Source organism: Streptomyces macrolidinus (genome assembly GCF_023887685.1).
GTDB classification, from domain to species: Bacteria; Actinomycetota; Actinomycetes; order Streptomycetales; family Streptomycetaceae; genus Streptomyces; species Streptomyces macrolidinus.
Genome location: NZ_JAMWMR010000045.1, coordinates 15528 through 27417 on the forward strand (window position 1 = coordinate 15528; position 11890 = coordinate 27417).

Here is an 11890-nt window from a genome sequence, read left to right on the forward strand (position 1 = left end):
GGTAGGCCGCGTGTAGACCGCGGGCAGGCTGATCGAGGCCCGCGCTCATCTCGGCTGCAGGTTCTTGTGCCGGTGCGGGGCGGCCGTTCCCCGTGGCATGGCGGGGTGCATCCCGAGCAGCACGATGCCGAGGACGATCGCGGCGAGCCCCGTCGCCTGCCAGGCCAGCGCGCCCGTGCTGGTGCGCAGCCGGTCGCCGAGGAAGCCCACCCCGCAGACGATCCCGGCCAGCGGCTGGGACGCGGTGAGCGCGGGCAGGGACATCCGCAGCGGTGCCGTCTCGAACGCGCTCTGCACCAGCACCAGGCCCATGACGCCGATCACCACCACGGCGTACGGCTGCCAGGAGATGACGAGCGCCGCCAAGCCGCCCGCGGTGAACCGCTGCCCGCTGACCCGGGTGAGCGCGTCCTGCACGCCGTAGAGGAGTCCGGCCGCCACGGCCAGCAGCACCGGTCCGATGATGAACCGCGTCTTCTTCGCCCAGGTCGCCAGCAGCAACGCGAGGCCCACCATCACGCCGATGATCAGCCAGTGCCGGAGCGGATCGGCGATCGCGGTACCCGCTTCGGGCCGGCCCGCCACGATGAAGGCCGTGACGCCTCCGGCGAGCAGGACGAGCCCGCCCCAGCCCTGGCGGCCCAGGGGCTGTCTGGTCTGGTGGCGTGACAGGGCCATGGCGAACAGCAGGTTGGTCGCCACCAGTGGCTCGACCAGGGAGATCTGACCGTGGGTGAGCGCGAGCGCGCTGAGCACCATGCCCGTCACCATCAGCGCCAGGCCTGCGAGCCACCGCCGGACCTTCATGAGGTCGAGCAGCAGCCGGGGGGAGAGGAAGTCGCTCAGCGGTGCCTGCTGGGCGGCGCTCTGCTGGAACACGAATCCGGTGCCCAGGCAGAAGGCCGCGCTCACGGAGAGAGCCAGAACCAGTACCGACACGCGCGTACCTCAATAGTCCAGCGGGGTCACGGGAGTGCGTATCACGCCGACTGTAGCGCTCCCGGCCGCGCCCCGCCCGTGCTCGGCGGACTCCGGGCGCACCGGACGGTTGACGTGGTCACGGCTTCTGCCCAAGGATCTGACCCGTCGGTAACCACGTACGACCACGTACGAACACCCCACCCACCGACCGGTGGTCACCGTGACGTGAGAGGACGGGCGCATGGCCTACGACGCTGATGTCATCGTGATCGGGGCGGGCCTCGCCGGACTCACGGCCGCCGCGGAACTCGTCGACGCCGGGCGGAAGGTGATCGTCCTCGACCAGGAGCCGGAGCAGTCGCTGGGCGGCCAGGCGTTCTGGTCCTTCGGCGGCCTCTTCCTCGTGGACTCGCCCGAACAGCGCCGACTGGGGATCAAGGACAGCCACGCGCTCGCCCTCCAGGACTGGATGGGCACGGCCGGATTCGACCGCCCAGAGGACCACTGGCCGCGCCGCTGGGCCGAGGCGTACGTCGACTTCGCCGCGGGGGAGAAGCGGGCCTGGCTGCGCCGGCAGGGGGTGCGCCTCTTCCCGGTGGTCGGCTGGGCCGAGCGCGGCGGCTACGACGCGGGTGGCCACGGCAACTCGGTGCCGCGGTTCCACATCACCTGGGGGACCGGACCCGGCCTGCTCGAACCGTTCGTACGGCGGGTGCGCGCCGGGCTCGCGCGCGGGCTCGTCGAGTTGAAGTTCCGCCACCGTGTCACCGGGCTCGCGCGCAGCGCGGGCGCCGTCGACACCGTCACCGGGGAGGTCCTCGAACCGTCGGACGCGCCGCGGGGCAGGGCCAGTGGCCGCGGTGTCACCGGGGCCTTCGAGTTCCGGGCCCAGGCGGTGATCGTCACCACGGGCGGGATCGGCGGCAACCACGACCTGGTCCGCGCCCACTGGCCGAAGCGGCTGGGCAGCCCGCCCGCGCACATGGTCTCCGGCGTGCCCGCGTACGTCGACGGGAAGATGCTCGGCATCGCGGAGGAGGCCGGGGCCCGCCTGATCAACCGCGACCGGATGTGGCACTACACCGAGGGCCTGCACAACTGGGACCCCGTCTGGCAGAACCACGGCATCCGCATCCTGCCCGGCCCCTCCTCCCTCTGGCTCGATGCCCGCGGCCGACGCCTGCCCGTCCCGTTCTTCCCCGGCTTCGACACCCTCGGCACGCTCGAACACATCATGAACACCGGGTACGAGCACACCTGGTTCGTGCTCGACCGGAAGATCATCGGCAAGGAGTTCGCGCTCTCCGGCTCCGAGCAGAACCCCGACCTGACCGGGAGGTCGGTCAGGGACGTGATCGGACGGGCGCGCGCGGAGGTCCCCGCCCCGGTCCGGGCGTTCATGGACCACGGCGTCGACTTCGTCGTGGAGAAGGACCTGGGGGCGCTGGTGCGCGGGATGAACGCGCTCACCGGGGAGCCGCTCGTCGACGAGGCCGAACTGCGCCGCCAGATCGTCGAGCGCGACCGGGAGATCCGCAACCCCTTCACCAAGGACCTTCAGGTGACGGCGATCCACGGCGCCCGCAGATACCTCGGCGACCGGCTGATCCGCACGGCCGCCCCGCACCGCATCCTCGACCCGCAGGCGGGCCCGCTGATCGCCGTACGCCTGAACATCCTCACCCGCAAGACCCTCGGCGGCCTGGAGACCGACCTCTCCTCCCGGGTCCTGACCGAGGGCGGCGACCCGCTGCCGGGCATGTACGCGGCAGGCGAGGCAGCGGGCTTCGGCGGCGGCGGAGTCCACGGCTACCGCTCCCTGGAGGGCACGTTCCTCGGCGGCTGCCTGTTCTCGGGCCGCACGGCGGGCCGTGCGGCGGCACGGGCGATCGGCTAGCCGACCGCCCGGCCCCAGGGCCTGTGGGGAAGTCCCGCCTGCCTCGCGGGACAGAACACCTAGACGACCAGGGACAGCAACAGCACCAGCGCCCCGGCGACCACTGAGATCACGCACTCCATGACCGACCAGGTCTTCAGGTTCTGGCCGACACTGAGGCCGAAGTACTCCTTGACCAGCCAGAACCCGGCGTCGTTGACATGGCTCAGGAAGAGCGAGCCGGCGCCGATGGCCAGGACGAGCAGGGCCGTGTGCGTGGTCGACATGTCGGCCGCGAGCGGGGCGACCAGGCCCGCGGCGGAGACGGTCGCCACGGTCGCCGACCCCGTCGCCAGCCGGATCGCCACCGCGATCAGCCAGGCCAGCAGCAGCGCGGGTATCGACCAGTCCCGGGATATGTCCAGGATCATCTGGCCCACGCCGGAGTCGATCAGCGTCTGCTTGAAGCCGCCGCCCGCGCCGACGATGAGCAGGATGCCCGCGATCGGGCCGAGCCCCTTCTCCACGGTCTCCGCGAGGCGCCCGCGGGTGAACCCGGCCGGGCGGCCCAGCGTGAACATCCCGACGAGCACGGCCGCGAGCAGCGCGATCAGCGGCGAGCCGATCACATCGAAGACGCGCTGCACCGTGTGCGCGGGATCGTCCACGGCGATGTCGACCAGCGCCTTGGACAGCATCAGGACGACCGGCAGCAGCACCGTGGCCAGCGTGACCCCGAAGCCGGGGCGCCGGTCCAGCTCCTCGGAGGGGCGCGTGGCGACCATCCGCTCGGGAACCGGTACGTCCACCCAGCGGGCGGCGACCTTCGAGAACAGCGGACCGGCGATGATCACCGTCGGGATGGCGACCACGACGCCGAGCGCCAGCGTCACACCGAGGTTCGCCTTGACGGCGTCGATCGCGACCAGCGGGCCGGGGTGCGGCGGGATCAGACCGTGCATCACGGACAGACCGGCGAGCGCCGGAATACCGATCCGCATCAGCGAGTAGTTGCCGCGCTTGGCGACCATCAGCACCACCGGGATCAGCAGCACGATGCCGACCTCGAAGAACAGCGGCAGCCCGATCACCGACGCGATCAGCACCATCGCCCACGGCATCGCACGCCCTCGTGCCTTGCCGAGGATCGTGTCCACGATCTGGTCCGCGCCACCGGAGTCCGCGAGCAGCTTGCCGAGGATCGCCCCCAGCGCGATCAGCACGCCCACCCCCGCGACCGTCGAGCCGAGCCCGGCGGTGAAGCTGGTGATCGCCTTGTCGAGCGGCGCCCCGGCGAACGCGCCCAGCGCGAGCGAGCCGACGGTCAGCGCCAGGAAGGCGTGGAGCTTGAACTTGGTGATGAGCAGCACGATGACGGCGATGCCCGCCAGTACCGCGATGCCCAGATGAGCGTGGCCCGCCGACGTGATCGGCTCGACGGCGTCCGCTGCCAGCATCTCGACGCTGAGTCTGGTCACGGGTGTCCCTTGGGTGAGGAGAGGAACTCTCGGTTTCGGGTGGGGAAGTGCGCCCCCGCGAGGGGGGAGGGGGTCACTGCGAGGGCTGTGCGTGCGGCTCGACGCGTTCGAGGTCGCGCAGGGCGGCCACGGCGCGGGCGGTGATCTCCTCGGGGCTGCCCGAGACATCCACCGCGACCCCCGCCTCGTCCGCCTCCAGCGGCTGGAGCGTGGCGAACTGGGAGTCCAGCAGCGCCGTGGGCATGAAGTGCCCCTGCCGGTGTGCCATCCGGTCCTCGATGAGCGCGCGGTCGCCCGTCAGATGCACGAAGACGACACCGGGAGCCGCGGCCCGCAGCCGATCGCGGTACACCCGCTTCAGCGCCGAGCTGCTGACCACCCCGCCGAGCCCCGCCCGCCCGTGCGCCCACGTGCCGATGGCGTCCAGCCAGGGCCGACGGTCCTCGTCGGTCAGCGGCACACCGGCCGACATCCTGGCGATGTTGGCCGGGGGGTGGAAGTCGTCGCCCTCGGCGTACGGAACGCCGAGGCGGGCCGCCAGCAGGGGACCGATCGTGGTCTTGCCGGTGCCCGCGACACCCATGACCACCACGACATGGGGGGTGCGCACTTGCTGCATCGTGTGCTCTCGCTGTCTTCGTCGACATCTGATGTCGACGCCACTGAAACCGATTAGGTACGACGAATTCAAGAGTATGTGATGAATAAGTCTGACTTTTGATCGAGTGATCCGCCCCGTACCCTGAGTGCATGAGCACACCGGGCCGGGGGCTTCACGGCCATGTACTGGACACCCTCGGCCCCGCGATCACCGCGGGCGACTACCCGCCGGGCAGCGTCCTGCGCACGGACGAACTGGCACAGCACTTCGAGGTCTCACGCTCCGTGATGCGCGAGGCGGTCCGCGTCCTGGAGTCGATGCATCTGGTGGAGTCCCGCCGCCGGGTCGGCGTCCGGGTCCGCCCCAAGGCCGAGTGGAACGTCTACGACCCGCAGGTCATCCGCTGGCGGCTGGCCGGCGCCGACCGCCCCCACCAACTGCGCTCCCTGACCGTCCTGCGCTCGGCGGTCGAACCGGCCGCCGCGGCCCTGGCCGCGCACCACGCCACACCCGAGCAGTGCGCCGAACTCACCGCGTGCGCGCTCGGCATGGTCGCCAACTCCCGCGGCCACCAGCTCGCGGGCTACCTCTTCCACGACGTGGCCTTCCATCGCGTGATCCTCGCGGCCTCGGGCAACGAGATGTTCGCCCGGCTCGGCGATGTCGTCGCCGAGGTCCTGACCGGCCGTACGCATCACGACGTCATGTTCGAGGACCCCGACCCCGCCGCCGTCACCCTGCACGTCCAGGTCGCGGAGGCGGTCCGCACCGGCGACGCGAACCGCGCGGAACAACTGACCCGTGAGATCACCGTCGGCGCGCTGCACGAACTGGACGTCCTGGCCCCCTGATCCGGTCCACTGATCAGTGGTCCACTGATCAGTCCGCTTCAGGCCACGTCATTCCGTGTCATTCCGTGTCATTCCGTGAAGTCCCCGTCGACGTACACCCACGCCCCGTCGACCCGCTCGAACCGGCTGCGCTCGTCCAGCGAGCCGCCCCGGTAGGACGCCCGGAAGGTCACGGTCCCGGTGGTGTGGAACGCCGAACCGTCCGTCGTCTCCAGCACCTCCAGGCCGGTCCACCGCGTCCCCGGGTCCAGGTCGAGCCGGGCGGGCCGGGTGCGCGGATGCCAGGTGCGCAGCAGATACGCCGCGTCCCCGCGCACGAAGGCGCTGTACCGCGAGCGCATCAGCGCCTCGGCCGTCGGCGCGGCGGCGGCTCCGGAGAGGAACCGGCCGCAGCACTTCTCGAACGCCTCGGGCAGGCCGCACGGGCAGGAACGCGTGGTCATGACCGCCATTCTGCCCGCCGACCGGGCAAGCCCCGCAGGCAGGCCCGCCCGACCGCCCCGTACCGGACCGCCCGCCGTACCGAATTCCCCGCCCCGCCCCGTGCGACAGCCGTCCAACGGAGTCACAGTGGAAGAGGGCCACGCGCCCGGTCCCCTTGTCCCGCACCGCGTGAGGAGGGACGGATCATGACCGGAGCCGCCGCCGAAGGGGCCGCCTCCGCCAAGGAGTGGACGCTGCGTCTCTACCTGTCCGAACACGATCCCGACACCGCGGCCCGGGCCGTCCTGAACACCGGTGACACCGTGCTGGAGAGCCACGCCGAGGCCCATCGCAACCCGGACGACACCTCGGTGCCCGAGATCGGCGAGGAACTCGCCGTCGGCCGCGCCCTGGTGGCACTGGGCCACCAGTTGATCAGGGCCGCCGCCGGTGACATCAAGGCCGTCGGCGCGCTGGAGGAACCCTCGCCCGCGCCGCTCTGGTCCGCCAGGGAATGAGGAGGCCGAAGCCGTGCTCTTCATGGATCGTCTCGAAGCAGGGCGCCGACTGGCCGCCCGCCTGGACCGTCTCAGGGGCGAGGACGTCGTCGTACTGGGACTGCCCAGAGGCGGGGTGCCGGTCGCCGCGCAGGTCGCCGAGGCCCTCGGCGCGCCGCTGGACGTCTGCCTGGTCCGCAAGCTGGGCGTGCCCTTCCAGCCGGAGCTGGGGATGGGAGCCCTCGGCGAGGACGGCGTACGCGTCATCAACGACGCCGTCGTACGGGACGCGCGCGTCACCCCCGAGGAACTGGCGGAGGTGGAGGAGCGCGAGCGTGAGATCCTTCAGCGCCGCTCCCGGCTCTACCGGGGCGCGCGGACGCCGATCGGGGTCGCGGGACGCACCGTGGTCGTGATCGACGACGGCGTGGCCACCGGGTCCACCGCGCGCGCCGCCTGCCGGATCGCCCGCGCCCGAGGAGCCGCCCGTATCGTGCTCGCCGTCCCCGTCGCACCGCAGGACTGGACCGACCGCCTGGGCGAGGACGCCGACGACCTGGTCTGTCTGGAGACACCGCGGGACTTCTACGCGATCGGCCAGTTCTACGCCGACTTCACCCAGGTCGAGGACGCCGAGGTCGCCGCCTGCCTCGAACGGGCGACCGGCCGTGCGCGCGGGTCCGCCGCCGGGCACGGGGACCGCGAGGTGGACATCACGGCCGGTGTCGTCCGGCTGCGGGGGCGGCTCACCGTGCCCGAGGACGCGGTCGGGATCGTGGTCTTCGCGCACGGCAGCGGCAGCAGCAGGCGCAGCCCGCGCAACCGCTTCGTGGCCGAGGGCCTGAACCGGGCCGGACTCGGCACCCTGCTGTTCGACCTGCTCACCGAGGACGAGGAGGCCGACCGGGCCAAGGTCTTCGACACCGGTCTGCTGGCCGGACGGCTCGCCGACGCCACCGCCTGGCTGCGCGCACAGCCCGAGGCGGCGGGCAGGCCCATCGGCTACTTCGGCGCCAGCACCGGTGCCGCCGCCGCCCTGTGGGCCGCCGCGGAACCCGACACCCAGGTCGCCGCGGTCGTCTCCCGCGGTGGCCGGCCCGATCTCGCCGGGTCCCGGCTGCCCGCGGTGACGTCCCCGACGCTGCTCATCGTGGGCGGCGCCGACGTGACCGTACTGGACCTCAACCGGCAGGCACAGACCGGGCTGCGCTGCGAGAGCCGCCTCGCGGTCGTCCCCGGCGCCACGCACCTGTTCGAGGAGCCCGGAGCGCTGGAGGCGGTGACCGACCTGGCCCGCGACTGGTTCACCGACCACATGGCACCGGCGCATGTCTAGGGCCTGTTCTGAGTTGCCCGCCTGCGGCGCGACGCCTGGCACGGCTCCCTCAAGCTCTTCGAGCAGGGGGGACCCCCAGCCGCGTTGTCGGGCTCGCCCGCGTACGTCCGGTACGCGGGCGACCCTCCGCCTTGCGAGGCTCCCCCACTGCCTGAACGGCGTGGGAGGTGCCCCCAGCACCAGACGCCGCGCCGCCCGCCCTCCGGGCGAACGACGGGCAACTCAGAACAGGCCCTGGCCGCCGCACGCGCCGCGCTACGTGCCCTTCCGCGCCGGGGGTGGTCGCTCGGCCGTCGCCCTCACGCCCGGCCCCCCGCGCGTTAGCGTGAAGGCATGAGCACGGGTGCGGTCACCCTGTTCCTCGGCGGTGACGTCATGCTCGGCCGGGGCGTCGACCAGATCCTCCCGCACCCCGGTGACCCGGCCCTGCGGGAGACATACATCCACGACGCCCGGTCCTACGTCGGCCTGGCCGAGGTGGCCAACGGCCCGATCCCGCGCCCCGTCGACTTCCGCTGGCCCTGGGGCGAGGCCCTGCCGGTCCTGGACGAGGCCGCGCCCGACGTCCGCGTGATCAACCTGGAGACCGCCGTCACCGGGGCCGGGGAGTTCGCCCCCGGCAAGGGCGTCCACTACCGGATGAGCCCGGACAACCTGCCCTGCCTGGCCGCCGCCCGCCCCGACGTCTGCGCCCTCGCCAACAACCACGTACTCGACTTCGGCCGCCGAGGCCTGGCCGAGACCCTCGACGCCCTGGCCGCGGCGGGCCTGCGGACCGCGGGCGCCGGACGGGACGCGGCGGCGGCCTGCCGCCCCGCGATCGTCCCCCTGGACACGGGCGGACGGGTCCTGGTCTTCTGCTTCGGCATGCCCTCCAGCGGCATCCCGCACGGCTGGGCCGCCACCGACGAACAGTCCGGCGTCGACTTCGTCGCGGGCCCGTCGACGGCCGCTGCCGACAGCTTCGCCGACCGACTGCGGGAGGTGCGGGAACCGGGCGACCTCGTCATCGCCTCGGTCCACTGGGGCGCCAACTGGGGCTACGACCTCTCCGACGCGGAGGTCCGCTTCGCCCACGAACTCGTCGACGCGGGCGCGGACATCGTCCACGGGCACTCCTCCCACCACCCGCGCCCCCTGCAGATCTACCGCGACCGGCTCGTCCTGTACGGCTGCGGCGACCTGGTCGACGACTACGAGGGCATCGGCGGCTACGACCGCTACCGGGACGACCTGCGCCTGCTCTACCTGGTCACGGTCGAGGCGGACACCGGCCGGCTCACCGACACCCGGATCGTCCCCCTCCAGGCACGCAGGATGCGCCTGGAGCACGCCTCGGCCGCAGACACCGCATGGCTGCGTACCGTCCTCGACACCTACAGCCGGGACCTGGACACCCGCGTCGACCACGGCCCCGACGACACCCTCACGCTCCACCCTTGCGCAGGAACCGACGCAGCCGGCTCAGCGGCCAGGTGTTGACCACGTCCTTCGCGGTGAGCCAGCCGCGCTGCGCGGTGCCGACACCGAAGCGCAGACAGGCGAGATGAGGCACGCAGTGGGCGTCGGTGTTCACGGCGAACTTCACCCCGTACTCGCGGGCGCGCAGGATCTCCTCGTCGCACAGATCGAGCCGGTCCGGCTGGGCGTTGACCTCCAGCGCGGTGCCGGTGCGGGCACACGCGGCGAACACCTCGTCCCAGTCGGCGTCCACCGGGGGCCGCTTGCCGACCAGCCGGGTCGTCGGATGACCGATGATCTGGATGTGCGGGTTCTCGCAGACCCGGACGAACCGCCGGGTCATGGCCGCGCGGCCCAGGTCGAAGTGGGAGTGCACCGAGGCCACACAGAGGTCGAACCCGGCGAGGAACTCATCGGGCCAGTCCACCTCGCCCTTGGGGCCGATGTTGAGTTCGGTCCCGTGCAGCAACCGCATCCCCCGGTGGACGCCGTCCAGCGCCCGCACCTGCTCCCGCTGCGCGAGGATCTTCTCGTCCGTCATGCGCTGCATGGCCAGGCCGGGCGCGTGATCGGTGACCGCGAAGTAGGCGTAGCCGCGCTCCGCCGCGGCCTGCACCATCGTCTCCAGCGACGCGAGGCCGTCGGTGAGGTCCGTATGGGTGTGCAGATCACCGCGGATGTCCCGCTCGGTCACCACCTCGGGCAGCTCACCGCCCAGAGCCGCCTCGATCTCCCCGCGGTCCTCCCGCAGCGTGGGCGGGATCCACGGCAGACCGAGCCGCTCGTACACGTCCTCCTCGGTACGCGAGGCGACGGACTCCTCGCTCTCCGCGTCGAACAGCCCGTACTCGGACAGCTTCAGACCCTGGCGGACGGCGATCGTACGGATACGGATGTTGTGCGCCTTGGAACCGGTGAAGTACACAAGCCCGGCCCCCCACGAGTCCGGCGGCAGCACCCGCAGATCGACCTGGATGCCCTGGGCGGTGCGGACCGACGTCTTCTTCGCCCCGTGCGCGATCACCTCGGCGGTGGACGGCAGCCCGGCGAGCGCGTCCATGAAGGGGCCGGACCGCGCCGCGGCGACCAGGACGTCGATGTCGCCGATGGTCTCCCGCATCCGCCGCAGCGACCCGGCGTACGCGCAGCGACGGCAGCCCTTCACCGCGGACAGCTCGCCGACGATGTCCTCGGCGTCCCGCATCGCGACATGCAGCGGGATACGACCGCCCGCCTGCCGCAGGAGCGTGATGCCGTGCAGGATGTTCTCCTGCGTCTTCGCGCCGAAGCCCTTCAGATCGTGCAGCGCGTCCGCCTCGATGGCGGCGGCCAGTTCGTCCACCGAGGAGATGTGCAGATCCTCGTAGAGCCGCAGCGCCTTCTTCGGACCGAGCGTGGGGATGGCGGTGAGCGCGCGTACCCCGGCGGGGATCTTCGAGCGGCGCTCCTCCACCGCCGATACCGAGCCGGTCCGCAGATACTCGACCACCTTGTCCGCGATCGACCGGCCCACATGCGGGATCTCCCGCAGCCCCTCGGCGTCCAGCCGGGAGATGTCGACGGGATGCCCCCCGATCGCCCGCGCCGCCTTCTCGTAGGCGCGCGCCTTGAAGGCGTCGCCTCCCGTGATCGCGATGAGGTCCGCGTACTCCTGAAGGAGCCCCTCGACCTCTTCGTTGGGCCGGGCCACATCTCGAATTCTAGGAACCGGCCGCCCCTGTCCGCCAACGGAGCCGGGCGGGGTCCACCACCTGGTGGACCCCGGGTTCAACCGGTCGCCGCTGCCGCCGCCCCACCCTCCGCGAGAAGCATGGAGGACATGAAGAACCTTCCTGTACGCATGGCTCGTTGGAGCGCGGCCCACCCCTGGCGGGGCATCGTCGGCTGGCTCGTCTTCGTCGTCCTCTGCCTCGGCATCGGCATCACCGTCGGCACCCACCCGGCGACCAGCGAGGACTACCGCGTCGGAGAGGCAGGACGCGGCGAGGCGATCGCCGCCGAGGGCGGGTTGCAGCAGCGGCCCGTGGAACACGTCCTCATCACCGCCAAGCCGGGCACCGGGAAGCTCGACACCGAGGCCGCCGACTCGGCCGCCGCCGACATCGCCGCCCGGATGGCCCGGCTGCCCGAGGTACGGTCCGTCGCCGCCCCGGTGCACAGCAAGGACCGTACGGCGGTGCGGGTCACCGTCACCCTCAAGGGCCCCGAACTGGACGGCAAGAAGCACGTCGACCCGCTCCTCGCCCAGACCGCCGCCGTGCAGCGGAACAACCCCGCACTGCGCGTCGAGGAGACGGGGTCGCCCTCCATCGGCAAGGGCGTCGACAAGCTGCGCGGCGACGACCTCTCCCGCACCGAGGTGATCGCCCTCCCGGTCACCCTCGTCACCCTGCTGCTGGTCTTCAGCTCCGTGGTGATGGCCCTCGTCCCGCTGCTGCTCGCGCTC

General features: G+C 72.0%; 11 protein-coding genes. 6 read left to right on the forward strand and 5 right to left on the reverse strand.

The features are described 5' to 3' along the window. Nucleotides 1-45: 45 nt before the first annotated feature. Nucleotides 46-939, reverse strand: coding sequence for a DMT family transporter (locus NGF19_RS29015; RefSeq protein ID WP_252428681.1), 894 nt, complete (start codon nt 937-939; stop codon nt 46-48). Between the two features lie 223 nt (nt 940-1162). Between NGF19_RS29015 and NGF19_RS29020 the strand changes: the two genes are divergently transcribed. Further along, nucleotides 1163-2818, forward strand: a complete 1656-nt coding sequence (locus NGF19_RS29020; protein ID WP_252428683.1) for an FAD-binding dehydrogenase — start codon at nt 1163-1165, stop codon at nt 2816-2818. Between the two features lie 59 nt (nt 2819-2877). On the opposite strand, the gene NGF19_RS29025 is transcribed toward NGF19_RS29020, so the two are convergent. After that, nucleotides 2878-4275 (reverse strand): GntP family permease, encoded by a 1398-nt coding sequence (locus NGF19_RS29025; protein WP_252428685.1) that lies wholly within the window; start codon nt 4273-4275, stop codon nt 2878-2880. Nucleotides 4276-4348: 73 nt separating this feature from the next. Further along, complete coding sequence (locus NGF19_RS29030) at nt 4349-4894, reverse strand: gluconokinase (RefSeq protein ID WP_252428687.1); 546 nt, start codon at nt 4892-4894, stop codon at nt 4349-4351. Nucleotides 4895-5025: 131 nt separating this feature from the next. On the opposite strand from NGF19_RS29030, the gene NGF19_RS29035 reads away from it, so the two are divergent. Continuing rightward, the gene (locus NGF19_RS29035) at nt 5026-5727 is read left to right on the forward strand and encodes a FadR/GntR family transcriptional regulator (RefSeq protein ID WP_252428689.1); all 702 of its coding nucleotides are present in this window, start codon (nt 5026-5028) and stop codon (nt 5725-5727) included. Nucleotides 5728-5795: 68 nt separating this feature from the next. Here the strand turns inward: NGF19_RS29035 and NGF19_RS29040 are convergent, their stop codons facing one another. Next, nucleotides 5796-6170 carry a YchJ family protein gene (locus NGF19_RS29040; RefSeq protein WP_252428691.1) on the reverse strand — a complete coding sequence of 125 codons (375 nt, stop codon included), beginning with the start codon at nt 6168-6170 and terminating at the stop codon, nt 5796-5798. A 186-nt stretch (nt 6171-6356) separates the two neighbouring features. Here NGF19_RS29040 and NGF19_RS29045 point away from each other — a divergent pair, with 186 nt between their 5' ends. From NGF19_RS29045 to NGF19_RS29055, 3 genes are all read left to right on the forward strand, one after another. After that, nucleotides 6357-6668: a dsRBD fold-containing protein gene (locus tag NGF19_RS29045; protein ID WP_252428693.1), complete on the forward strand. Its 312-nt coding sequence runs from the start codon at nt 6357-6359 to the stop codon at nt 6666-6668. Nucleotides 6669-6681: 13 nt separating this feature from the next. After that, complete coding sequence (locus NGF19_RS29050; RefSeq protein WP_252428695.1) at nt 6682-7983, forward strand: phosphoribosyltransferase family protein; 1302 nt, start codon at nt 6682-6684, stop codon at nt 7981-7983. 333 nt (nt 7984-8316) lie between these two features. Then, nucleotides 8317-9465, forward strand: coding sequence for a CapA family protein (locus NGF19_RS29055; RefSeq protein WP_252428697.1), 1149 nt, complete (start codon nt 8317-8319; stop codon nt 9463-9465). On the opposite strand, the gene polX is transcribed toward NGF19_RS29055, so the two are convergent. Then, nucleotides 9410-11134 carry a DNA polymerase/3'-5' exonuclease PolX gene (gene polX / locus NGF19_RS29060; RefSeq protein WP_252428699.1) on the reverse strand — a complete coding sequence of 575 codons (1725 nt, stop codon included), beginning with the start codon at nt 11132-11134 and terminating at the stop codon, nt 9410-9412. The genes NGF19_RS29055 and polX overlap by 56 nt on opposite strands. A 129-nt stretch (nt 11135-11263) precedes the next feature. On the opposite strand from polX, the gene NGF19_RS29065 reads away from it, so the two are divergent. Beyond that, a partial coding sequence (locus NGF19_RS29065; RefSeq protein ID WP_252428701.1) for an MMPL family transporter occupies nt 11264-11890 on the forward strand: 627 nt, incomplete at its 3' end.

Coding starts and splice junctions, on each gene's coding strand:
- NGF19_RS29040 (WP_252428691.1), bottom strand. CDS start 6,170: ATGACCACGCGTTCCTGCCCGTGCGGCCTGCCCGAGGCGTTCGAGAAG.
- NGF19_RS29045 (WP_252428693.1), top strand. CDS start 6,357: ATGACCGGAGCCGCCGCCGAAGGGGCCGCCTCCGCCAAGGAGTGGACG.
- NGF19_RS29020 (WP_252428683.1), top strand. CDS start 1,163: ATGGCCTACGACGCTGATGTCATCGTGATCGGGGCGGGCCTCGCCGGA.
- NGF19_RS29035 (WP_252428689.1), top strand. CDS start 5,026: ATGAGCACACCGGGCCGGGGGCTTCACGGCCATGTACTGGACACCCTC.
- NGF19_RS29030 (WP_252428687.1), bottom strand. CDS start 4,894: ATGCAGCAAGTGCGCACCCCCCATGTCGTGGTGGTCATGGGTGTCGCG.
- NGF19_RS29055 (WP_252428697.1), top strand. CDS start 8,317: ATGAGCACGGGTGCGGTCACCCTGTTCCTCGGCGGTGACGTCATGCTC.